Below are 22,178 nucleotides of genomic sequence, written 5' to 3' on the forward strand. Positions count from 1 at the left end.
GACCACGCAGAATGCCGCCTACTACCCGGTCGATACGGGGGCTAGCCCCCCTGTTTTCCGGGGTCCCCGCGAAATCGTGGCACGACGCTCGGCGGCCACATGCCGGTGACGGAGCGATTTCGTGGGGTGGAGGGTTTGCCCTGATAGGGACATTGGCCGAGGTCGGAAATCCGGGTGTACGGGACGAATCCGCCGACTAGCATCGGCCCCCGGGTGGAGGTGCGCATGAACGTGGGGGCCGACTCGGCAATCCTGGTGGTGATCGCGATCATCGTCGCGCTCATCGTCGGTAGCCGTTGGCGCATCCTGACCCGTGCCCGCGCCGACCTCGCCGGCGCGAAGACCGGCATCGGCAAGGCCCGCACCGCCCGCAACACCGCGTTCAAGAGCGTCATCCTGCCCGTCGCCATCATCGGGCTCTTCGTCTACGTCGTCCTAGCGAACATTCGCTAGCCGCCGCTCGGTTCGTCGCTGCCGCGCCAGCGTGGGATCCAGAACGGGAACGGCGTTCAGCAGCTCCCGCGTGTACGCGTCCGCGGGAGCCGAGTAGACCGCGTCGGAAGGCCCCAGCTCGACGACGACGCCGCGCTGCATGACCGCGATCCGGTCGCTCACCTGCCGCACCACCGCGAGGTCGTGCGAGACGAACACCACCGACAGCGAGAACTCCGCGCGCAGCTCCTCCAGCAGCTCCAACACCTGGGCCTGCGTCGTCACGTCCAACGAGGACACCGGCTCGTCGCACACCAGCACCGAAGGCGACGCCGCCAACGCGCGCGCCAGCCCCACGCGCTGCCGCTGCCCACCGGAGAACTCGTGCGGATACGCCTCCGACCGCGTCGGATCCAACCCGACCCGATGCAGCAGCGACCGCACCTGCTCAGCAGCGGCACGCGCGGAGACCCCGGTCACCCGCAGCGGTTCGGCGATCGCGTCGCCCACCGTACGGCGCGGGTTCAGCGACGACGCCGGATCCTGGAAGACCATCTGCACCGTCCGCCGCCGCGAGCGCAAGGCGGCGCCGGACAACGACGCCAAGTCCGTGCCGTCGAGCAGCACCTGACCCGACGAAGGCCGCAGCAGCCCCACCAGCATCCGCGCCAACGTCGTCTTGCCCGACCCCGACTCGCCCACGACGCCGAGCGTCTCGCCGCGCCGTACGTCCAACGACACCCCGGCCACCGCACGCACCGGCGCCCCGCGACCGAGCAACCGCCGCGGCGACGGAAACGAGCGGTGAACGTCGACCGCCGACAGCACCGGCTCCCCACCCGAGGCAACCACAGCACGCGGCACGTCCACCCGAGGAACGGCAGCCAGCAACCGCCGCGTGTACGGCTCAACGGGTCGCGACAGGACGGACGACACCGGCCCGCGCTCGACAGCGAGCCCCGAAGCCATCACCAACACCTCGTCGACCGATCCCGCCACCACGCCGAGGTCGTGCGTGACGAGCACCAACGCCATGCCCAGATCGGTACGCAATTCGTCAAGCAGGTCGAGGATCTGAGCCTGCACCGTCACATCTAACGCCGTCGTCGGCTCGTCCGCGACCAGCACCGAAGGGCCGCACGCCAACGCCATCGCGATCAGCGCGCGCTGCCGCATCCCACCGGACAGCTCGTGCGGGTACGCGTCGACCCGCCGCGCGGCGTCGGGGATCCGCACCCGGTCGAGCATCGCCACCGCACGTTCTCGCGCCGCCCGCCGCGACGCACCGGTGTGCAGCCGGAACACCTCGCCGATCTGGTTGCCCACGCTGAAGAACGGGTCGAACGCCGACAACGGGTCCTGGAAGATCATCGAGATCTTCGATCCCCGCAGCTTCCGTATGTCCTCGATCGGCGCCGACAGCACCGGAACGTCCGCCACGTCGATCTCGCCCGAGACCGTCGCCGACGTGCCCCGGTGCAACCCGAGCAGTGCCAACGCCGTCGCGGTCTTGCCCGACCCCGACTCGCCGACGATCCCCAACGCGGCACCAGGCTGGAGGTCGAACGACAACCGCTCCACGGCGACCACGCCCGGGAACTCCACGCGCAGGTCGCGGACCGAGACCACCGGAGAGCTCATGTGAAGGTCACCCGCCGATCCACCAATGCATACAGGAGATCCGCGACCAGGTTCGCCACCACGATGAAGAAGCCCGCGAGCAATGTCACCCCGACGACGACCGGCAGGTCGATCTCCGCGACGGACGAGATCAGCAGATGCCCGAGGCCGGGAAGCCCGTAGACCTTCTCGGTGATCACCGCGCCGCCGAGCAGCCCACCGAGGTCGAGCGCGACCAGCGTGACCAGGGGAGTGAGCGCGCTGCGCAGCCCGTGCCGGCCGATCACCCGAGCCTCGGACAGCCCGCACGCGCGAGCCGTGCGGATGTGGTCCTCGGCGAGCGTCTCGAGGATCGCGGTCCGCGTGATGCGCGTGTAGACAGCGGCCTGCGAGACCGCGATCGTGACCCACGGCAGCAGCAGATTGCTGAACCACAGCGCGGGATCGGTCGTGAACGGCACGTACGTCGGGAACGGCAGCCACTGCAGGTACGCGCAGACCAGCATCATCAGCAGCAACCCGAGCAGGAACACCGGCGTCGCCATCCCGGCGAGCGTGGCACCCATGATCGCGCGGTCGAGAGCCCGACCACGACGTAGCGCCGACAGCACGCCACCGCCCACGCCGACCGCGAGCCAGAGCACCAGCGACCCGATGGTGATCGACAAGGTCACCGGCAACCGGTCGAGCAGCAGCGACACCACCGGCTCGTCGGTCTGGAACGAGAAGCCGAGGCACGGTGCTGGGCAGTGGTCGACCGTCGGGCCGGAGCTGAAGTCGCGGCCGACGAAGATGCCGCCGAGGAACTCGCCGTACTGCACGTACGCCGGCCGGTCCAGGCCCATCTGCTGCGCGATCACCGCGACCTGCTCGGGTCGGCAACCCTTGCCACATGCCAGCTGCGCGGGGTCGCCGGGGGACAGGAAGAACAGCCCGAACACCACCGCCGACAGCACGAACAAGACAACGACAGCGCCGAGCAGCCGACGAAGAAGGAAGCCCAGCACTACGCCCGCCCCCTCACGCGCGCGGCGGCGCGCGGGTCGAGCGCGGTACGCAGGCCGTCGCCGGCGATCGTGCAGACGAGCACCGTCACGAACAACAGCCCACCCGGGATCAGGACGTACATCGGGTCACCCCGGAACCACGTGGTCGCGGTCGACAGCATCTGCCCCCACGACGACGTCGGCGGGCGTACGCCGATGCCGAGGAACGACAGCGCCGCCTCCGCGACGATGTTGCCCGGAACGAGCAGCGCCGCGTACGTGAGCACCGGCGCCATCAGCCCGGGCACGATCTCCCGCCGCGCCACCCGCGCCGGATGCGCCCCGGCCAGCTGCGCCGCCGCAACGTAGTCAGCAGAACGCAACGTCAGCGTCTGGCCGCGGACGACGCGCGCGATCCCGCCCCACCCGAGCACACCGAGAACGAGCACGAGCAGCACCGGTCGCGGGAACGAACTCGGCACGATCGCGAGCAGCGCGATCGCGAACACCAGCGAGGGAAACGCGAGGATCAGGTCGATGAACCGTCCGCTCACCGCGTCCAGGAACCGCCCGCCGAGCCCGGAGATCAGCCCGATGACAGTGCCGATGAGAACCTGCAGAACGGTCGCCGCGGCGGCGACGCCGAGCGACACCTGCGCGCCGTACACGACGCGCGCGAACAGGTCGCGTCCCGTCGTCGGCTCGACGCCCAGCCAGTGCTCGGCGCTGATCCCACCCCACGGCCCGATCGGCACGCCGCCGCGGGCGGAGTCGATCAGCTCGTTGTGGAACGTCGTCGGGTCCTGCCCTTCCAGCGCGGTGAGCAGGGGAGCGGCGAGCGCGACGAGCACGAGCAGCCCGACGACGACAGTCGCGACGACCGCGCCGCGGTTGCCGGCGAACCGGCGGAGGACAGACCCGATCCGGGGTGCTGCCTCCGCCGGTGTCTCCGGCGCCTGGACGGTCTCGCTCACTTCACCGACAGTCCGGCGAGGTCGTACTTGCCGGTCCAGTCGCTGACGAACGTGTTCTTCACGTTCGTGCCGAACAGCGCGAGGTCCTTGCCGTGGTAGAGCGGCACGGTGAGCGCCAGCTCGCCGATCTTCTCGTCGAGGTCGCCGTACCGCGAGGCCGCGGCGGACAGGTCGGTGAGCTTGGCGATGTCGTCGAACTCCTGGTTGACCTCAGGGTCGTTGTACTGGGCGATGTTGTAGTTGCCCTGCGCGAGGATCTGCCGTCCGTCGAAGATCGGCTGCAGGAACGGGAAGCCCGACGGCCAGTCCGCGCCCCAGCCGAACAACGCCGCGCCAGGCGACTTCGCCGGCACCTCGACGGTGCCGTTGAACGCCTCGTCCTCCAACCCGTTGAGCTGGACCGTGATACCGGCCTGCTTCAACGCGTCCTGGATCGCGGCCGCGACCTCGGGCCCGTTCCCCGCGCCCTTGTCCGTCGTGTGCGTGAGCGGGATCGTCAGCCCGTTCGGGAAGCCGGCCTCGGCGAGGACCTCCTTCGCCTTGGTCGGGTTGCCGGTCTCGCCCGCGGGGAAGTGGTCGTAGTCCTTGTGCCCCATCGACTTCTGCGTCGGCAGGTACGTGGTCGCCGGGTCGGCCAGCGCGGTGCCGCCGACGGCGTTGATCACCGACTGCCGGTTGACCGCGTACGAGATCGCCTCGCGCACCTTCGGGTTGTCGAACGGCTTCACCTTCGGGTTGAACGCGATGTAGTAGACGTACGGGAAGTGCCCCTTCGCCACGCGCTTGGCGAGGTTCGGGTCGGAGTCCACGCGGGCGAGCTCGGACGGGCCGAGCTCAGTGTCGGTCGTCACCGCGTTCGCGTCGTCGCCGCCGCTGGTCGAGAGGCGCTGGTTGATGACCGCCGCGTCGAGGCCGGAGGTGATCTCGATCTTGTCCGGGCAGGCGAGCCGCTCGGGGTCGACGTCGCGGGACCAGTGCTCGTTGCGGGTCAGCACGAGCAGCTTGTTCTTCTCGTAGCTCTCGACCTTGTACGGGCCGCTGGAGACCGGCTTGTTCTCGTACTTCGTGCCTGTGTCCTTGGCCTTCGGCACCGGGGCGAACTGTGTCGCGGTCGCGAGGTACGGGAAGTCGCCCTCGGGCTTGCGCAGCTTGAACACGATCGTCTTGTCGTCCGGCGTCTCGATCGCCTTGATGCCCTCAGGCTGCTTGTAGGGGCCCTGGTACTTCGCGGCGTTCTCGAGCCAGTCGCGCAGGTACGGTGCACCGCCGGGCAGTTCCGGTGCGAACGAGCGCTCGATGCCGTACTTCACGTCCTTGGACGTGATCGGCGTACCGTCGTCGAACTTCAGGTTGTCCCGCAGCGTGAACGTCCACGTCTTCGCGTCCGCGCTCGGCTTGCCGGTGTCGGTCGCGAGGTCGGGCACGACCTTCGTCCCCTCGGCGCCGCCTTCGCGGTTGCGGGTGGTGAGCGTGCGGAACAGCAGCGATGGGATGTTGCCGCCGCCGGAGGTGTAGAGGCGGGCGGGGTCCAGGTGGGTGATGTCGCGCTGGTTCAGGACCTGGAGCGTGCCGCCCTGGCAGTCGTTGGGGTCGAACGCGGCGTCGTTCGTGGTGCCGCCGGAGCCGTTGCCGCCGTTGCCGCCGCAGGCCGCGGCGACGAGGGCGAGTAGGGCCACGACCACGGGGAGAGCAAACCGTCGCCGACGGGTTGTTTCGCGCATGGAGAGGATCCTTCGGGTCGATCCGGTGACAACCGGACTTATACAGGGAGACGCACCCTCACGGGAAGTGCCTGGAGGAATGCGGAGCGAAGGCGTGTGACTAAGAACAGAGCACGTCGGCGACCGTGTGCGCATCCATCGCGAGCAGCACGAGGACGTGGCTCGTCGAGGGCACAGTCGATGCGGTCGGCACGACGGTGGACCCTACCTCGCGAATCCCAACCGTCCCAAACTGTGGGGTTCTGGTAGCGACACGCTGGCGTGTGGCTACCAGAACCCCACAGTTTGTGGGGCCACGGTGATTTGTGGGGCCACGGTCAGTCGTGGGCCACGGTCAGCCTGGAGGGCTAGGTGGGATGTGGCTCCTCGGAGTGACGTCTCGGGTGCCACCTCCTTCGTACCTTCCGCGGCATGGTCGGACTCCTGCGTACCCCGTTCACTCCCTACGTCTGGCGCCGGTTCGCGTACGCGCTGCTCGCGCCGCTGGTCGGCCTGTTCGCCCTCGGGCTCGCGCTGTCGGGCCGGTACGGCGCAGCCGGGCACCTGCAACGAGCGCTCGTGCGGACGTTGCTGCAGGTGCCGCTCGACGAGCCGCAGCCGGCGGGCAACGGTGCCCATCCGCTCCTGCACACCGTGGTCGCCCTCCCGCTCAGCGTGGCGACGTTCTTCCTCACCACGTACGCGCTCACCGGGCTGGTGCTGAACGTCGCCTACCCGGTCCGCGTCGACGGCTTCCCGTTCGACCTGCCCGGACTGTTCACGCCCTCGCACGCGCTCGACGGTGCGTGGGGCGGGCCGACGCTCGCCGGCGCGTGGGCGTTCCACGGCGTCGTCGGCGGGCTGCTGTTCGTGTACGCCGGATCGGCGATCGTCTGTGGCCTGGTGATGTTGCAGTCACGACTCGCAGGCAAACTCCTTGCAACAAAGGAGGTCAGGACCAGAGTGTTTGTGTGATCGTTACCACATCCACGCCTGAGAACCGGAAATATCTCGTTGCACCGATGAGTTTCAGAGGGTTCGGTAGTCAGTTCTGGCGTAAGCCACAACACCGTAGCTTCGAGGGGGCTCATCACCATGCCAGTTGACGTCGTGGAATCGACGGGCGACAGACCACTTGCCGCCGACGCCGGTGAGGCGACGCCGGAACGAATGAGTCCCCGCGATCGCACCGTGATCGCGGTCATGCTGGTCTCGACGTTCGTCGTGTTGCTGAACGAGACCATCATGAGCGTCGCGCTGCCGGTCCTGATGACCGAGCTGAACGTGACCCCGGCCACCGGCCAGTGGCTCACCGCCGGGTTCCTGCTCGCGATGGCCGTGATCATCCCGATCACCGGCTTCCTGATCCGCCGCATCCCTACCAAGGTCCTGTACGGCACGGCGATGACGCTGTTCAGCATCGGCACGCTGCTCGCCGCGATCGCGCCGGGATTCGGCGTCCTGCTCACCGCGCGCTTCATCCAGGCCAGCGGTACGGCGATCATGATGCCGCTGCTCATGACCACGGTCATGACGCTCGTCCCACCCGCACGCCGCGGCGCGGTGATGGGCAACCTGTCGATCGTGATCTCGGTCGCGCCGGCGATCGGACCGACCGTGTCCGGCATCCTGCTCGACCTGCTGAGCTGGCGGTTCATGTTCTGGACCGTGCTGCCGATCGCGCTGATCGCGATGGTCATCGGCATCCCGAAGATCGTGAACATCGGCGAGGCGACGAACGACCGCATCGACGTGCTGTCGGTCGTGCTCTCGGCGCTCGGCTTCGGTGGTCTGGTGTACGGGCTGAGCAGTGTCGGTGAGGCCGCGAACGCCGAGCCGTTCCTGCCGCTGTGGGTCCCGTTCGTCGTCGGTGGTCTCGGCCTCGTCGCGTTCGTGTGGCGCCAGCTGATCCTGCAGCGCGACGACCGTGCGCTGCTGGACCTGCGGACGTTCAAGTCGCGTGCGTTCGTCGTCTCGTCCGCGCTGATGGTCGTGATGATGATGACGCTGCTCGGCGCGGTCGTGATCCTGCCGATCTACCTGCAGAACGTGCTGCACCTGGAGCCGTTGAAGACCGGCCTGCTCCTGCTGCCGGGCGGTCTGATCATGGGTCTGCTCGGCCCGGTGGTCGGACGCCTGTACGACCGGCTCGGCGCGCGCACGCTGCTCGTGCCCGGCGCCGTGCTGACGAGCCTCGCGCTGTGGTCGACGCTGTTCTTCAGCGCGACGAGCTCGCTGTGGCTGGTGCTGGCGTTCCACCTGATGCTGAGCGTGGGCCTGGCGTTCGTGTTCACGCCGCTGTTCACCTCGGGCCTCGCGGCGGTCGAGCCGAAGCTGTACTCGTACGGCTCGGCGATCTTCGCCACGATCCAGCAGCTCGCCGGCGCCGCCGGCGTGGCGCTGCTGGTGACCGTGCTGAGCCTGGCCGCGGCCGGGCTGGCCCGGACGGGCTCGTCGGAGGTCGAGGCGACCGCGGGTGGCGTGCACTCGGCGTTCCTCGTAGCTGCGATCCTGTCGGTGTTCGCGATCGTCGGGGCCGCTTTGATCCCCACGGCGAAGAAGGAGGGATAGCGCATGTGCCGGAACATCACCGTGCTTCGTGGCCTCGAGCCGTCGGCGACGCCTCAGGAGGTCCAGGCCGCCGCGACGCAGTACGTGCGGAAGGTCAGCGGGGTGGCGACCGTGACCGACTCGACGCGTGAGGCGTTCGACGAGGCGGTCGCCGCGGTCACCGAGGCGACGACCAAGCTGCTCGCCTCGCTGCCTCCGCGCCGCAACCCGCCGACCACGGTGCCGCCGCTGCGCCGGCCCGAGGTCCAGGCCCGCATCGCCGCCCGTTCCGCCCTGCGCCGTCCCTAGCGGGCTGTTGGTGCTGGCCGCCGTCGCGATCCGACTGGCGGCCAGCACCAACCACCGAGTGGGTCAGTTGCTCTTACGCATCGCCCGCATGCCGACCGCCAGGCCGAGCACCGCGATCGCGCCCGCCGCGAGTGCACCCGCACCGATCGTCGAGGCGTCGAACAAGCCGTTGAACAAGGCGCGTTCGGCGTTCACGACGTACGTCAACGGGTTGAACCTCGACATCGTCTGCAGCCAGCCCGGACCGTTGTCGATCGGCAGCATCATCCCCGCCAGCAGCAACAACGGGAACAGCAGCGTCTGCTGCACGGCCCAGAACAGCCACTCCTGGTTCTTCGCCGCGAGCGCCAGCGTGTACGACAACGCGCCGAGGCCGACGCAGAACACCGCGAGCATGACCAGCCCGATCAGCACGCCGAACGGGTTAGCGCGGAACCCGAACGGCAGCGTCACGAGCACGATGATCAGTGCCTGCACGAACATCGGCACGATCTCCTTGAGCGCCCGCCCGACGATCAGCGACGACCTGCGCAGTGGCGAGACGAGCATCCGTTCGTGCGCGCCGGTCATCATCTCGAAGAGCAGGTTGGAGCCGGTCGCGGACGTTCCGAACAGGCACGACATCACCACGATGCCGGGCACGAACCACTGCAGCGCGCTCGCCCCGGCGATCCCGTCCGGAAGCAGGGGAGTGAACAGGGCAAGGAAGAACAGCGGCTGCACCATCGTGAAGATGACCGAGAACGGGTCGCGCAGCACCGGCTTCAGCTCGCGGTTGAAGACGGTCGCGGTGTCGGTGACGAACGTCGTACTGCTCATGCCTTCTGCTCCTGTTCTTCGGTCGCCGCGGTGGTGTCTTCGCGCAGGCTTCGCCCCGTGAGGTTGAGGAAAACGTCGTCGAGAGTGGGTCGCGCCACCTCGACGCTCGCGACCGGCAGGCCGCCCTCGTCGAGGGAACGCAGCAGCTTCGGCGCCAGCGCCGCACCGCCGTCGGCGACGACCGTGACCACGGCCTCGTTCTGGGTGACCTGCGCGCCGTCGATCCCGATCCGGCCGAGCGCGTGCCGCGCGTCCTCGGCGTGGTCGAACGTCAGGGTGATCTTGTCGCCGGCGAACTCCGACTTGAGCCGCGTCGGGGTGTTGTCCGCGATGACCTTGCCGTGGTCGATGACGATCACGCGCTCGGCCAGCTGGTCGGCTTCCTCGAGGTAGTGCGTGGTGAGCACGATCGTCGTCCCGTGCTCGGAGCGGAGCTTCTTGATGTGGTCCTGCAGGTTGGCCCTGTTCTGCGGATCGAGGCCGGTCGACGGCTCGTCGAGGAACAGCAGCCCGGGGGTGTGGATGAGGCCCATCGCGATGTCGAGCCGCCGTCGTTGGCCGCCGGACAGCGACGAGACCACGCGGTCGGCGACGTTCTCCAGGTCGAGCGAGGCGACCAGCTCGTTCGCCCGCGCCTTCGCGGCGGCACGGTTCATGCCGTACGCGCGGCCCTGCGAGTACAGCTCGTCTCGCCCGCGCTGGCTGTGGCCGGCACCGTTGCCCTGGCCGATGTACCCGATCCGGCTCCGGACGCCGCGCGGGTCCTGGGCGACGTCGAGGCCGGCCACCTCGGCCGTTCCGGAGGTCGGCGGGATCAGCGTGGTGAGCATCCGAAGCGTGGTCGACTTGCCGGCGCCGTTCGGCCCGAGCAAGGCGACGAGCTCGCCGGTCTCCACGTGCAGGTCGAGGTCGCGAACGGCCTCGACCGTCTCCTTCTTGACGGTGAAGTGCCTGGTCAGGCCGACGGTGTGGATCATCGTGGTGGTCATGTGCCGATCAACTGCTCCTTCGGGCGGGGATCGTAGATCGTACCGTACAACGTACGGTACGCGGATTCTTATTCCGGCTTTCGCTGTTCTGAGATCGAGACTAGGTAGCATTCCGGTCAGAATTCGTCCTCAATCAGCACCAGGCTGGAGTCATGGCGAACACGAGCTCCCGGATGCTGCAGCTCCTGTCCCTGCTGCAGAACCATCGGTTCTGGCCGGGCGGTGAGCTGGCGGGCAAGCTCGAGGTGAGCGAACGGACGTTGCGCCGCGACATCGACCGCTTGCGCGTGCTGGGGTACCCGGTGGACGCGAACCGCGGGGTGGCCGGCGGCTACCAGCTGCGCTCCGGTGCGGCGATGCCGCCGCTGCTGCTCGACGACGAGGAGGCCGTGGCGATCGCGGTGGGACTGCGTACGGCGGCCGGTGGGGCTGTCGAGGGGATCGAGGAGACGTCGGTACGCGCGCTGGCCAAGGTCGTGCAGGTGATGCCGCCTCGGCTGCGGCGCCGGGTGGACGCGCTGCAGACGTACACGACCGTTCCCGCCGGTGGGAGTCGCGGGCCGCGGGTCGACCCGACCGCGCTGACGGTGATCGCGCAGGCCTGCCGGGACGACGAGCGGTTGCGGTTCTCGTACTCCGCGGCCGACGGTGTCGAGACCGAGCGGCTGGTGGAGCCACATCGGCTGGTGTCGCTCGGGCGGCGCTGGTACCTCGTGTGCTGGGACGTCGAGCGCGCGGACTGGCGGACGTTCCGGGTGGACCGACTGCGGGAGCCGCGGTCGACGGGGACGCCGTTCCGGCAACGTCCGTTGCCCGGAGAGGACGCGGTCGCGTTCGTCCGGTCGCGGCTCGCGTCGGTGCCGATGCAGCACCGCGTCGAGGTCGTCTTCCATGTCCCGTACGCGGAGCTGGAGAACGCGTCGTCGGACGTGGGTGGGACGTTCTCGCCGATCGACGAGTCGTCGACGCGGATGGTGATGAACGTGGACGAGCTGGTGTGGCCGGCGATGGTGCTGACCGCGATGGGCCACGAGTTCTCGGTCGTCTCGCCGCCGGAGCTGGAGGAGCTCGTTCGGTCCACCGCCGCCCGCTTCGCGCGAGCCGGGGACCGCTAACCTCGATCTTTCGTCCAGCGGTGGGTTCGACCGGTCCGGGCCCCGCCCTGCGGCCAATGATCATGTTTACATGATCATTGGCCGCTTTACGTGGGGTGGACGCCAGGTAGTGGGGCAGCTGGCCGGGTAAGGCGACCACCGCGTCCCGGCGGCCTCTGCTGACTTCTGGGAGGTGTCGCGCGCCCGGCGATGTTTGAGAGACGTGCCCTATCCTTCCGGCGTGCGCTTGGGGACACCGGACGAGGTTGGCCTGCTCCGCGAGCCTCTCGTTCGGATGCGCTCCATCCTGGCGTCGCGGCTACCTCCGGGTGCGGTGTTGCTGGTCGCGCGCGACGGCGTGATCGTCGAGCACTCCGCAGTCGGCGTGGTGGCGACGCACGGGGTCGACGGCGCGTTGTTGCCGTCGCCGGTGCCAACGCGTACGGACACGATCTACGACCTCGCGTCGATCTCGAAGCTGTACGTCGCTGTCGTCGCCATGCAACTGGTCGAGTCGGGCTCGCTCGCTCTGGACGTGCCTGTCGCCGACTACCTTCCCTCGTTCGTCGTGGGTCGGCGCGCGACCGTTCGGCAGCTGCTCTCGCACTCGGCGGGACTGCCTTCGGGACACAAACTGCAGCCGTATCCCTCGGTGGAGTCGCGGCTCGCGACGATTTACGAGGTGCCCGCAGAGGCCGAGCCGGGTACCGCGTACAAGTACTCGGATCTGTCCGCGATCGTGGCGGCGAAGGTGGTCGAGGCAGTGTCGGGCTCGTCCCTGGATGCCCTTGTCCGCAAGGAGATCTGCGAGCCGTTCGGCTTGGTCGACACGCTGTACAACCCGCCCGCTTCGCTGCTGCCGCGGATCGCGCCGACGGAGTTCCAGCCGGATCGCGGGCTGATCTGGGGGTCGGTGCATGACAGCACGGCGTGGCTCCTGGGAGGCGTGGCGGGCAGCGCGGGCGTGTTCGCGACGGCGTACGACCTGGCCGTGTTCACCCAGGCTTTGTTGTCAGGTGGGCCGCCCTTGCTGTCCGAGGCTTCTGTCAAGGAGATGTTGACGGACGCGAACGCCGGCATCGGACCACGCAGTCAGCGCGGGTTGGGGTTCGACCTGGAACGGGAGTCCTTCATGGGGGATATGGCCCGGCCGGGGGTGTGGGGACACACGGGCTTCACGGGGACGTCGGTGGTCGCGGACCCCGCGTCGCAGGCGTTCGTGATCGTGCTGTCGAACCGGGTACATCCCACGCGGGAGACGCCCCGTTCGAACCCGGTCCGCGCCGACGTCGCCTCGGAGTTGGCCCGCGCTCTGCGCTGACTTGCGTTCGAACGCGTGTTCGATAAAGTGGGCGCATGCGATGGGACAACCTGCGACAGCCGGACCTGCCAGGGCAGGAGGCTCTGTTCGGCATGGACGGGTTCGTCACCCGCACGTTCGACACCCCGGAGTTTCGCGGGATGACGTTCTACGAGGTGCGCGCCAAGTCGGTCATCAACAAGGTGCCGGGGATGTCGCGGGTGCCGTTCTCGTGGACGATCAACCCGTACAGGGGGTGCAGCCACGCGTGTGTCTACTGCCTGTCCGGTGACACGCCGATCCTGATGTCCGACGGGCGGACCAAGCCGTTGGCGCAGGTCAGGACCGGCGACGTGGTGTACGGGACGCTGGACAACGGCAAGGACCGGCGGTTCGCGCTGACCGAGGTGCTGGCGCACTGGGCGACGACGAAGCAGGGGTATCTCGTTCGGCTCGACGACGGGACCGAGCTGATCGCGAGTGGCGACCATCGGTTCCTCACGCCGAGCGGGTGGAAGTACGTCACCGACGACCCGGGTGTCTACGAGGGCCGCCCGTTCCTCCGGCCGGGGGAGCCGGTGAGCGGGATCGGGTTGGGGACCGACACGGCCGAGCTCGGGCTGGTCGGTGCCCGGGTCGCGGAGTCGTGCGGGCGACGCGTGCAGACAGTCGAGCCGGTGGGGGCCGAGCTGCGGATGTACGACCTCACCACCGGCACCGGCGACTTCGTGGCCAACGGGGTGGTGTCGCACAACTGCTTCGCGCGGCGCACGCATGAGTACCTCGATCTCGATGCCGGCGCCGACTTCGACAGCAAGGTGGTCGTGAAGATCAACGCGCCCGAGGTGCTGAGGCGCGAGCTGGCCGCGCCGAAGTGGACGGGCGAGCACATCGCGATGGGCACGAACGTCGACTGCTACCAGCGTGCCGAGGGCCGGTACAAGCTGATGCCGGAGATCCTCGGTGCCTTGCGAGACGCGCGGAATCCGTACTCGATCCTCACCAAGGGCACGCTGCTGCTGCGGGATCTTCCCCTCCTGCAGGAGTCGGCGGAGGTGACGGACGTGTCGGTGGCGGTCTCGGTCGGGTCCACCGACGCGGACCTCTGGCGCACGGTCGAGCCAGGCACGCCGAGTCCGCGGGCACGGCTGGCGATGTGCTCGACGCTGACCTCGGCGGGACTGAAGTGCGCGGTGTTGATGGCGCCGATCCTGCCGTTCCTGTCCGACTCGCCGGCGCAGCTGGCGGAGACGGTGCGGGAGATCGCTTCGGCGGGCGCTTCGAGCATCACGCCGATCGTGTTGCACCTGCGGCCGGGTGCGCGCGAGTGGTACTACGCGTGGCTCGCGCGGGAGCATCCGTCGCTGGTGCCGCGGTACGAGCGGCTGTACGGCGGCGGGTCGTACGCGCCGAAGGCGTACTCGTCATCGATCTCGGGGCGAGTGCGGGAGCTGGCCAGGCGGTATCGGCTCGGTTCGCTGGAAGCTGGTGAGGCCCGTCGCGTTCCGGCTCCGCCGTAGACTCGTCCGCGGTCTTGGGGTCTGACGGGGGAGTGACTGTGATGGAACGCGTACGGCTTGGCGAGGTCGAGCTCGCGTACGAGGTGGTGGGCAGCGGAGAGCCGGTGGTGCTCGTCCACGGAGGGCTGATCGCGTCGTTCTTCGCGCCGCTGTTGGGGGAGCCGGCGCTGACGGAGCGGTTCCAGCTGATCAACTACCACCGGATCGGGTACGGCGAGTCCAGCCGTGCGCCCGGTCCCGTTGACCTCGCCGACCAGGCCGAGCAGACCCGCGGCCTGCTCGCGCACCTGGGCATCGATCGGGCGCACGTGGTGGGCCACTCGTCGGGCGGCCTGATCGCGCTGCAGCTCGCGCTCCAAGCACCTTCGCTCGTCGCGTCGCTGGCGTTGCTCGAGCCGTCGCTGCCGGTGCCAAGCTCCGCGGTACTCGCCGAGCGGACGATCATGCCGATGTTCCAGCGGTACCAGAACGGAGACAAGGCCGGAACGGTCGACGCGTTCCTCGCCGGAGTCTGCGGGCAGGACTACCGCGCGAGCATCGATCGTGGCTTGCCCGAGGGCGCGTTCGACCAGGCGGTGCAGGACGTCGACACGTTCATCACCGTCGAAGCGCCGTCGGTCGGCCCCTGGTCCTTCAGCCAAGCCGAAGCCACGCGCATCACCGCCCCGGTGCTGGCCATCGTGGGCGAACGCAGCGGTGAGGTGACGGCCGTCGCGGTGGAAGCGCACGCCCTGCTCAAAGAGTGGTTCCCCGAGGCCGAGTCATACGTCCTCCCGAGGGCGACCCACCTCCTCCAAGTGGAGAACCCGAGCGACCTGGCGATCACCCTCGCCGACTTCGCCGCTCGCCATGTGGACAAATCTCACTTTCTGTAACCCGCACGCGGTCCAAGCTGCCGGGGCTCGCTACCCTGGAAGCGCGGTGCGCGCCACGCGCCCTCCTGAACCGCGCGCCCTGGAAAGGACGGCCGTGTCCCGTCGACTGTTCACCTCGGAGTCGGTCACCGAAGGCCATCCCGACAAGATCGCTGACCAGATCAGCGACTCCGTCCTCGACGCCCTGCTCAAGAACGACCCGCTCAGCCGAGTCGCCGTCGAGACCCTCGTCACCACCGGCCTGGTCGTCGTCGCCGGTGAGGTCACCACCCAGACGTACATCGACATCCCCACGATCGTGCGCGAACGCATCCTCGAGATCGGGTACGACTCGAGTCAGAAGGGCTTCGACGGCGGCTCCTGCGGCGTCACAGTCTCGATCGGCAGCCAGAGCCCCGACATCGCCCAGGGCGTCGACTCCGGCTGGGAGGAGCGCACCTCTGGCTCCGTCGACCCGATCGACCGCCAGGGCGCCGGCGACCAGGGGATGATGTTCGGCTTCGCCTGCGACGAGACGCCCGAGCTGATGCCGCTGCCGATCCACGCGGCGCACAAGCTGTCCAAGCGGCTCGCCGAGGTACGCAAGAGCGGCACGCTCCCGTACCTCCGCCCGGACGGCAAGACCCAGGTCACCATCGAGTACGAGGACGACCGCCCGGTCCGCGTCGACACGATCGTCGTCTCCAGCCAGCACGCCGCGAACATCGATCTCGACGCGATGCTCACCCCCGACATCCGCGAGCACGTCGTCGAGCCGGTCCTCGCCGAGCTCGACGTCGACCACACCGGCTACCGGCTGTTCGTCAACCCCACCGGCAGGTTCGAGATCGGCGGCCCGATGGGCGACGCCGGCCTCACCGGCCGCAAGATCATCATCGACACGTACGGCGGGTACGCACGGCACGGCGGCGGGGCGTTCAGCGGCAAGGACCCGACAAAGGTCGACCGGTCCGCCGCGTACGCCATGCGCTGGATCGCCAAGAACATCGTCGCCGCCGGCCTCGCCAAGCGCTGCGAGTGCCAGGTCGCGTACGCGATCGGCAAGGCGCAGCCCGTCGGCTTCTACGTCGACTGCTCCGGCACCGAGGTCGTCCCGATCGAGACCATCGAGAAGGCCGTCCTCCAGGTGTTCGACCTGCGCCCCGCCGCGATCATCCGCGACCTGGACCTGCGCCGGCCGATCTACTCGCGCACCGCCGCGTACGGGCACTTCGGCCGCGACGAACCCGACTTCACCTGGGAGCGCACCGACCGCGCCGACACGCTGCGAACGGCCGCCGGCCTGTAGGCAACACGTCGGAGGTACCGCCTAACCTCGGACCATGATCGAGGATGACGGCGGGCAGCTCGCGCTGCTCAAGACCAAGGTGCGCAAGACGCGCCCGGTCGCGCCGTCGCGCCCCGCGCCGGAACGTCCGATCGCCAAGGTCGTCGTCGACACGCCGCTCGCGCACCTGGACCGGACGTTCGACTACGTCGTGCCCGAGAAGTTCCACGACGACTGCCAACCCGGCACCCGCGTCCGCGTCCGGTTCGCCGGGCAGGACCTCGACGGCTTCGTCCTCGACCGCGTCGACGAGACCGACCACCAGGGCAAGCTACTGCCGATCAAACGGCTCGTCTCCGCGGAGCAGGTGCTCGCGCCCGAGATCGCCAAGCTCGCCCGCGCCGTCGCCGACCGGTACGCCGGCACACTGCCCGACGTCCTGAGGCTCGCCGTCCCACCGCGCCACGCCCGCGTCGAGGCCGAGGAACGCCAAGAACGCCAAGAGCACCAGCAAGAACGACCAGCCCCCGGACCCTGGGCCGCGTACGAGACCGGCCCCCGCTACCTCGACGCGCTCGCACGAGGCGAGACCCCGAGAGCCGTCTGGACCGCGCTCCCCGGCGAGGACTGGCCGCGCTGTCTCGCGAAGGCCGCCGCGGCGACGCTCGCCAAGGGACGCGGTGTGCTGCTCATCGTTCCCGACCACCGCGACGCCGCCCGCCTCGACGAAGCCTGCAAGGAAGAGCTCGGCGAAGGCCAGCACGTCCTGCTCAGCGCCGAGGTCGGCCCGGCGATGCGCTACCGAAGGTTCCTCGCCGTGCGGCGCGGCGACGTCCGCTGCGTCATCGGCACGAGGGCCGCCGCCTTCGCCCCGGTCCGCGACCTCGGCCTGGTCGGCGTCTGGGACGACGGCGACGACCTGCACGCCGAGCCGCGCGCCCCGTACCCGCACGTCCGCGAGGTCCTGCTGCTCCGCGCCCACCTGGAGAACACCGCCGCGATCATCGGCGGCTTCGCCGTCACCGCGGAGGGGGCGCAGCTCGTCGAGACCGGCTGGGCGAGGCCGCTCGCCGCCGCCCGCGACGTGGTCCGCCGACGAGTGCCGCGCGTCGTGGTCACCGACGACGCCGACCTCGCCCGCGACCCCGCGGCCAAGGCCGTACGCATCCCGCACCGCGCCTTCGAGATCGCCCGCGACGCCCTCACCAAAGGCCCGGTGCTGATCCAGGTGCCCAGAGCCGGCTACCTCCCCGCGCTCGCCTGCCAGGACTGCCGCCACCCAGCGCGCTGCACGCACTGCCACGGCCCGCTCCAGCGCGGCGCCCCCGGCAGCCCGCCGGCGTGCGGCTGGTGCGGCAGGGCGGCCGTCGGCTGGGAGTGCCCGAACTGCGGCGGCCGTACGCTGCGCGCTCCCGTCGTCGGCGCGCGGCGGACCGCCGAGGAGCTGGGCCGCGCGTTCCCGCGCTTCCCGGTGAAGACCTCCGGCGGCGACAAGGTCCTCATGAAGGTGTCGAACGAGCCCGCCCTCGTCGTCGCCACCCCCGGCGCCGAGCCAGTCGCGACCGACGGTGGGTATGCCGCCGCGCTGCTGCTCGACACCTGGCTGTTCCTCGCCCGCGCCGACCTGCGCGCCGGGGAGGAAGCGCTCCGACGCTGGTTCGCCGCAGCGGCTCTGGTCAGGCCGGGCGACCAGGGCGGCTCGGTCATCGTCGTCGGCGACCCCGCCGGCACCGCGCTCCAGGCGCTGGTCCGGTGGAGCCCCGACGGGTACGCCAGCCGCGAGCTCGGCGAGCGCCAGCACGCAGGCTTCCCGCCCGCCGTCCGGCTCGCGACCGTCGAGGGCCCGTCCGACGTCGTCCAGGACCTGGTCGACCTGGCCCAGCTCCCGCCGACCGCGAGCGTGCTCGGCCCGGTCCCGGTCGAGTCGGCCGACGACGAGGAGGTGTTCCGTACGGTCATCCGCGTCCCCCGCGCCCAGGGCGGCGCCCTGTCCGCCGCGCTCAAGGGCGCGCAGGGCGTCCGCAGCGCCCGCAAGTCACCCGGCAACGCCCGCGTCCGCATCGACCCGCTGGCCCTCGCCTAGAAGGCGATGATCGCCGCGCATCGGTAGGGTCAGATCACGTGACCACACCGATCAAGGCCGTCGTGTTCGACGTCGGCGGCGTCCTGCTCGACTGGAGTCCCTACTACCTCTACCGCAGCCTGCTGCCCGACGACGCGGCAATCGAGGCGTTCCTCGCCGAGGTGACCACGCACGAGTGGAACTACCAGCAGGACGCCGGCCGCCCCTGGCCCGAGGCCATCGCCGAGCTGATCGCCCAGCACCCGCAGCACGAGGCCTTGATCCGCGCGTACGACGAACGCTGGGCCGAGATGGTGTCGGGCACGATCGAGGACACCGTGGCGATCTTCCGGGAGCTCAAGGCCAAGGGCCTGCCGGTGTACGGGCTCACGAACTTCTCCGAGGCCAAGTGGCTGATCTCGGTGGCGGAGTGGCCGATCCTGCAGGAGTTCGACGGCGTCGTCGTGTCCGGCGTCGAACGCCTGGTCAAGCCCGCGCCGGAGATCTACGAGCTGCTGCTCGACCGCTTCGGGCTCGAGGCCAGCTCGACGTTCTACATCGACGACGTGATGCACAACGTCGAGGGCGCCCGGGCCGTCGGCATGGAGTCAGAGCAGTTCGTCGGCGCGGCCACGCTCCGCGAGCAGCTCGTGGCCAGGGGGGTCCTCGGCAAGTAGTCGAGCCGGCTCGTCGAAGAAACAGCCAGATTGCACATCGGTCATGCCGCTGACCGGGGCTTGCTCGCTTGTCCCGGCGCGAAACTGAGCGAGTCGGCTCGACCAATATGTCCAGCCGTACACTTGCTGGACCCCAGTCTTCAACGAGGAGCAAACGCGTGGCAGTGCAGCCCATCCGCCTGTTCGGCGATCCCGTTCTCCGCACCAAGGCCGAGCCGGTGGCGTCGTACGACAAGGAGCTGCGCAGGCTCGTCCAGGACCTCACCGACACGATGCTCGCCGCGCCCGGCACCGGCCTCGCGGCTCCGCAGATCGGCGTCGGGCTCCGCGTCTTCACCTACAACGTCGAGGACGTCGTCGGCCACCTGATCAACCCGTCGCTCGAGCTGTCGGAGGAGGAGCAGCGCGGGCTCGAGGGCTGCCTGTCGATTCCGGGCATCAGCATCGACTGCGTCCGCGCGATGCGGGTGATCGCCAAGGGCTTCAACATGTACGGCGATCCGGTGACGATCGAGGGCTCCGAGCTGCTCGCCCGCTGCCTGCAGCACGAGACCGACCACCTCGACGGCGTGCTGTTCCTCGACCGGCTCGACAAGGACACCCGCAAGGAAGCGATGCGCCTCATCCGCGAGGCCGAGTGGTCCGGGCTGGCCGCGCCGGACGTACGGGTGTCGCCGCACAGCACGTTCGGGAGAGCCCTCTAGTGCGGCTGCTGTTCGCCGGCACCCCCGAGGTCGCTCTCCCTGCGCTCGACGCCTTCCTCGCGAGCGAGCACGAGGTCGTCGCCGTCCTCACCCGACCCGACGCGCCGTCCGGCCGCGGCCGGCACCTGCACCCCTCGCCGGTCGCCGAACGCGCCGAGGCCGAGGGCATCGAGGTCCTCAAACCGCCGAAGCCGAGCGACGAGACGTTCAAGGCGCGGCTCCGCGAGCTCGCCCCGGACTGCTGCCCGGTCGTCGCGTACGGCGGGCTGCTTCCCCAATCAGTGTTGGACGTTCCGCCGCAGGGCTGGGTCAACCTGCACTTCTCGCTGCTGCCGGCGTGGCGGGGTGCGGCGCCCGTGCAGTACGCGATCCGCACGGGCGACGACGTCACCGGCGCGTCCACGTTCCGCATCGTCAAGGAGCTCGACGCCGGCCCGGTGTTCGGCGTACTCACCGAGCCGATCCACCCGACCGACACCGCCGGTGAGCTCCTCGACCGGCTCGCGGTCTCCGGTGCCAAGCTGCTGCTCGACACCATCGACGGCATCGCCGCCGGCACGCTCGAGGCACGCCCGCAGCCGGTCGAGGGCATGACGTACGCGCCGAAGCTCACCGTCGAGGAGTCCCGCGTCGACTGGTCGCAGCCCGCCTTTGCGGTCGACCGGCTGATCCGTTCCTGCACGCCCGCGCCGGGCGCGTGGACGACGATCCACGGCGAACGCCTCAAGCTCGGGCCCGTGCTGGTCCAGCCCGACGAGCCCCAGCTCGCACCGGGGGAGCTGTCGGTGCAGAAGTCGCGCGTCCTCGTCGGCACCGGCACCACGCCCGTCCAGCTCGGCGACGTGCAGCCGCTCGGCAAGCGGTTGATGCCGGCGTCGGACTGGACCCGCGGGCACCGGCTCGACCCCTCCGATCGCCTCGAGTGATGGCCCCACAGCAACGGCGCCGCGCACGCGTCGACAGCGCTCGGCAGACCGCGTACGAGGTCGTGCACGCGGTGTCCGTACGCGACGCGTACGCCAACCTCGCCCTCGCCGCGGCGCTCCGCGACCACCGGCTCGACCCGCGCGACGCCGCGTTCGCGACCGAGCTCGCGCACGGCACGCTCCGGCATCGGGGTGGGTACGACGACGTGATCGGCCGCTGCGTCGATCGTGCGCTCACCAAGGTCGATCCGGCCGTGCTCGACGTGCTGCGGATCGGCACCCACCAACTGCTCGGCATGCGGGTGCCCGCGCACGCCGCGGTCGCGACGAGCGTCGACCTCGCACGTTCGGTCGCCGGGGTCGGGCCGTCGAAGTTCGTCAACGCGGTGCTGCGCAAGGTGGCGGCGCGCGACTCCGACGGCTGGCTCGCGGTCACCGCGCCGGCGTACGAGGACGACCCGGTCGGCAACCTCGCCGCCCGGCACGCGCATCCCCGATGGGTGGTCGAGGCGTTCCTCGCCGCTCTGCGCGGCTCGCTGGAGGAGACGGCGGCCGCCTTGGAGGCGGACAACGCGGCGCCTCGGGTGACGCTCGCGGCGTGGCCGGGGCGCTCGACGGTCGACGAGCTGGTCGCGGCGGGCGCGATCGCGAGCCGGTGGTCACCGCACGGCGCCGTGCTCGAAGGTGGCGACCCGGCGGCACTCGCGCCGATCGCCTCGCGTCGCGCCGGCGTGCAGGACGAGGGCAGCCAGCTCGTCGCGCTCGCCCTCGCCAACGCGCCGCTCGACGGCCCCGACCGGCGGTGGCTCGACCTGTGCGCGGGGCCAGGCGGCAAGGCCGCGCTGTTGGCCGGTCTCGCCGGCGAACGGTCGGCACAGCTCGTCGCCGTCGAACGCCAACCGCACCGCGCCCGCCTCGTCGCCGACGCGCTGCAGGGGAACGCCAGCCCCACCCTGACGGTCTGCGCGGACGGAACGGTGCCGGCCTGGCCGGCGGGCTCGTTCGACCGCGTTCTGGTCGACGCGCCGTGCACCGGTCTGGGCGCCTTGCGGCGCCGACCGGAGGCGCGGTGGAGGCGGCAGCCGAAGGACGTTGCGGTGCTGCAGGACCTGCAGATTCGCTTACTGCACAGCGCATTGGCGTCCGTACGACCGGGTGGACTGGTCGCGTACGTGACGTGCTCGCCGCACCCCGCGGAGACGCGCGAGGTGATCGCGAAGACGTTCGCCGGACGCGCCGACGTCGACCGGATCGACGCGCGTCCGCTGCTGCCCAGAGTGCCGGAGCTCGGGCCTGGACCGGACATACAGCTATGGCCTCACCGGCACGGAACAGACGCGATGTACCTTGCTCTCCTACGAAGGCTTCAGTGAC

20 protein-coding genes are annotated in these 22,178 nt (G+C 69.9%); 14 read left to right on the forward strand and 6 right to left on the reverse strand.

Annotated elements, in window-relative coordinates; translation table 11 throughout:
• Window positions 1–213 precede the first annotated feature (213 nt).
• Complete coding sequence (locus JOD67_RS22995; RefSeq protein ID WP_205119765.1) at window positions 214–453, forward strand: hypothetical protein; 240 nt, start codon at window positions 214–216, stop codon at window positions 451–453.
• Here JOD67_RS22995 and JOD67_RS23000 read toward each other — a convergent pair.
• Genes JOD67_RS23000 through JOD67_RS23015 form a run of 4 tightly spaced genes read right to left on the reverse strand, consistent with a single transcriptional unit; the run spans window position 436 to window position 5,733 of the window.
• Window positions 436–2,073, reverse strand: coding sequence for a dipeptide ABC transporter ATP-binding protein (locus tag JOD67_RS23000; RefSeq protein ID WP_205119766.1), 1,638 nt, complete (start codon window positions 2,071–2,073; stop codon window positions 436–438). The two genes, JOD67_RS22995 and JOD67_RS23000, sit on opposite strands and share 18 nt — an antisense overlap.
• Entirely contained in the window at window positions 2,070–3,059 is a 990-nt protein-coding gene (locus tag JOD67_RS23005) for an ABC transporter permease (RefSeq protein ID WP_307782511.1), read from the reverse strand. The genes JOD67_RS23000 and JOD67_RS23005 overlap by 4 nt, the downstream gene beginning before the upstream one ends.
• Window positions 3,059–4,012, reverse strand: coding sequence for an ABC transporter permease (locus tag JOD67_RS41285; protein WP_205119767.1), 954 nt, complete (start codon window positions 4,010–4,012; stop codon window positions 3,059–3,061). The genes JOD67_RS23005 and JOD67_RS41285 overlap by 1 nt, the downstream gene beginning before the upstream one ends.
• The gene (locus tag JOD67_RS23015; RefSeq protein ID WP_205119768.1) at window positions 4,009–5,733 is read right to left on the reverse strand and encodes an ABC transporter substrate-binding protein; all 1,725 of its coding nucleotides are present in this window, start codon (window positions 5,731–5,733) and stop codon (window positions 4,009–4,011) included. Before JOD67_RS23015 ends, JOD67_RS41285 begins: the two co-directional genes overlap by 4 nt.
• Window positions 5,734–6,144: 411 nt before the next feature.
• Between JOD67_RS23015 and JOD67_RS23020 the strand changes: the two genes are divergently transcribed.
• The 3 genes from JOD67_RS23020 to JOD67_RS23030 all read left to right on the forward strand — a co-directional run bounded on the left by JOD67_RS23020 (window position 6,145) and on the right by JOD67_RS23030 (window position 8,571).
• Complete coding sequence (locus JOD67_RS23020; protein WP_205119769.1) at window positions 6,145–6,687, forward strand: hypothetical protein; 543 nt, start codon at window positions 6,145–6,147, stop codon at window positions 6,685–6,687.
• A gap of 195 nt (window positions 6,688–6,882) precedes the next feature.
• Complete coding sequence (locus JOD67_RS23025) at window positions 6,883–8,283, forward strand: DHA2 family efflux MFS transporter permease subunit (protein WP_239553990.1); 1,401 nt, start codon at window positions 6,883–6,885, stop codon at window positions 8,281–8,283.
• A 3-nt stretch (window positions 8,284–8,286) separates the two neighbouring features.
• The gene (locus JOD67_RS23030; protein ID WP_205119771.1) at window positions 8,287–8,571 is read left to right on the forward strand and encodes a DUF2277 domain-containing protein; all 285 of its coding nucleotides are present in this window, start codon (window positions 8,287–8,289) and stop codon (window positions 8,569–8,571) included.
• Between the two features lie 63 nt (window positions 8,572–8,634).
• On the opposite strand, the gene JOD67_RS23035 is transcribed toward JOD67_RS23030, so the two are convergent.
• Window positions 8,635–9,390: an ABC transporter permease gene (locus tag JOD67_RS23035; RefSeq protein WP_205119772.1), complete on the reverse strand. Its 756-nt coding sequence runs from the start codon at window positions 9,388–9,390 to the stop codon at window positions 8,635–8,637.
• Entirely contained in the window at window positions 9,387–10,379 is a 993-nt protein-coding gene (locus tag JOD67_RS23040) for an ATP-binding cassette domain-containing protein (protein ID WP_239553992.1), read from the reverse strand. Before JOD67_RS23040 ends, JOD67_RS23035 begins: the two co-directional genes overlap by 4 nt.
• A gap of 152 nt (window positions 10,380–10,531) precedes the next feature.
• Between JOD67_RS23040 and JOD67_RS23045 the strand changes: the two genes are divergently transcribed.
• The 10 genes from JOD67_RS23045 to JOD67_RS23090 all read left to right on the forward strand — a co-directional run bounded on the left by JOD67_RS23045 (window position 10,532) and on the right by JOD67_RS23090 (window position 22,177).
• A complete protein-coding gene (locus JOD67_RS23045; RefSeq protein ID WP_205119773.1) occupies window positions 10,532–11,494 on the forward strand; it encodes a helix-turn-helix transcriptional regulator in 963 nt (320 codons plus the stop codon).
• 220 nt (window positions 11,495–11,714) lie between these two features.
• Window positions 11,715–12,794 (forward strand): serine hydrolase domain-containing protein, encoded by a 1,080-nt coding sequence (locus JOD67_RS23050; protein WP_205119774.1) that lies wholly within the window; start codon window positions 11,715–11,717, stop codon window positions 12,792–12,794.
• A 35-nt stretch (window positions 12,795–12,829) separates the two neighbouring features.
• Entirely contained in the window at window positions 12,830–14,293 is a 1,464-nt protein-coding gene (locus tag JOD67_RS23055; RefSeq protein WP_205119775.1) for an Rv2578c family radical SAM protein, read from the forward strand.
• Between the two features lie 41 nt (window positions 14,294–14,334).
• Window positions 14,335–15,168 carry an alpha/beta fold hydrolase gene (locus JOD67_RS23060; RefSeq protein WP_205119776.1) on the forward strand — a complete coding sequence of 278 codons (834 nt, stop codon included), beginning with the start codon at window positions 14,335–14,337 and terminating at the stop codon, window positions 15,166–15,168.
• 94 nt (window positions 15,169–15,262) lie between these two features.
• The gene (gene metK / locus JOD67_RS23065) at window positions 15,263–16,456 is read left to right on the forward strand and encodes a methionine adenosyltransferase (RefSeq protein ID WP_307782512.1); all 1,194 of its coding nucleotides are present in this window, start codon (window positions 15,263–15,265) and stop codon (window positions 16,454–16,456) included.
• 34 nt (window positions 16,457–16,490) lie between these two features.
• A complete protein-coding gene (locus JOD67_RS23070) occupies window positions 16,491–18,518 on the forward strand; it encodes a primosomal protein N' (protein ID WP_205119778.1) in 2,028 nt (675 codons plus the stop codon).
• Window positions 18,519–18,556: 38 nt separating this feature from the next.
• Complete coding sequence (locus JOD67_RS23075) at window positions 18,557–19,174, forward strand: HAD family hydrolase (RefSeq protein WP_205119779.1); 618 nt, start codon at window positions 18,557–18,559, stop codon at window positions 19,172–19,174.
• 158 nt (window positions 19,175–19,332) lie between these two features.
• Window positions 19,333–19,878, forward strand: a complete 546-nt coding sequence (gene def / locus JOD67_RS23080) for a peptide deformylase (RefSeq protein WP_205119780.1) — start codon at window positions 19,333–19,335, stop codon at window positions 19,876–19,878.
• Window positions 19,878–20,804: a methionyl-tRNA formyltransferase gene (gene fmt / locus JOD67_RS23085; protein WP_205119781.1), complete on the forward strand. Its 927-nt coding sequence runs from the start codon at window positions 19,878–19,880 to the stop codon at window positions 20,802–20,804. The genes def and fmt overlap by 1 nt, the downstream gene beginning before the upstream one ends.
• Window positions 20,804–22,177 (forward strand): RsmB/NOP family class I SAM-dependent RNA methyltransferase, encoded by a 1,374-nt coding sequence (locus JOD67_RS23090; protein ID WP_205119782.1) that lies wholly within the window; start codon window positions 20,804–20,806, stop codon window positions 22,175–22,177. The genes fmt and JOD67_RS23090 overlap by 1 nt, the downstream gene beginning before the upstream one ends.
• Window position 22,178 lies beyond the last annotated feature (1 nt).

Source organism: Tenggerimyces flavus, assembly GCF_016907715.1.
Lineage (GTDB): Bacteria > Actinomycetota > Actinomycetes > Propionibacteriales > Actinopolymorphaceae > Tenggerimyces > Tenggerimyces flavus.

Bases quoted from the DNA above. Each gene is read 5' to 3' on its own strand.
- JOD67_RS23000 (WP_205119766.1), bottom strand. From the start codon at position 2,073: ATGAGCTCTCCGGTGGTCTCGGTCCGCGACCTGCGCGTGGAGTTCCCG.
- JOD67_RS23015 (WP_205119768.1), bottom strand. From the start codon at position 5,733: ATGCGCGAAACAACCCGTCGGCGACGGTTTGCTCTCCCCGTGGTCGTG.
- JOD67_RS23020 (WP_205119769.1), top strand. From the start codon at position 6,145: ATGGTCGGACTCCTGCGTACCCCGTTCACTCCCTACGTCTGGCGCCGG.
- JOD67_RS23025 (WP_239553990.1), top strand. From the start codon at position 6,883: ATGAGTCCCCGCGATCGCACCGTGATCGCGGTCATGCTGGTCTCGACG.
- JOD67_RS23030 (WP_205119771.1), top strand. From the start codon at position 8,287: ATGTGCCGGAACATCACCGTGCTTCGTGGCCTCGAGCCGTCGGCGACG.
- JOD67_RS23035 (WP_205119772.1), bottom strand. From the start codon at position 9,390: ATGAGCAGTACGACGTTCGTCACCGACACCGCGACCGTCTTCAACCGC.
- JOD67_RS23040 (WP_239553992.1), bottom strand. From the start codon at position 10,379: ATGACCACCACGATGATCCACACCGTCGGCCTGACCAGGCACTTCACC.
- JOD67_RS23045 (WP_205119773.1), top strand. From the start codon at position 10,532: ATGGCGAACACGAGCTCCCGGATGCTGCAGCTCCTGTCCCTGCTGCAG.
- JOD67_RS23055 (WP_205119775.1), top strand. From the start codon at position 12,830: ATGCGATGGGACAACCTGCGACAGCCGGACCTGCCAGGGCAGGAGGCT.
- JOD67_RS23060 (WP_205119776.1), top strand. From the start codon at position 14,335: ATGGAACGCGTACGGCTTGGCGAGGTCGAGCTCGCGTACGAGGTGGTG.
- JOD67_RS23070 (WP_205119778.1), top strand. From the start codon at position 16,491: ATGATCGAGGATGACGGCGGGCAGCTCGCGCTGCTCAAGACCAAGGTG.
- JOD67_RS23090 (WP_205119782.1), top strand. From the start codon at position 20,804: ATGGCCCCACAGCAACGGCGCCGCGCACGCGTCGACAGCGCTCGGCAG.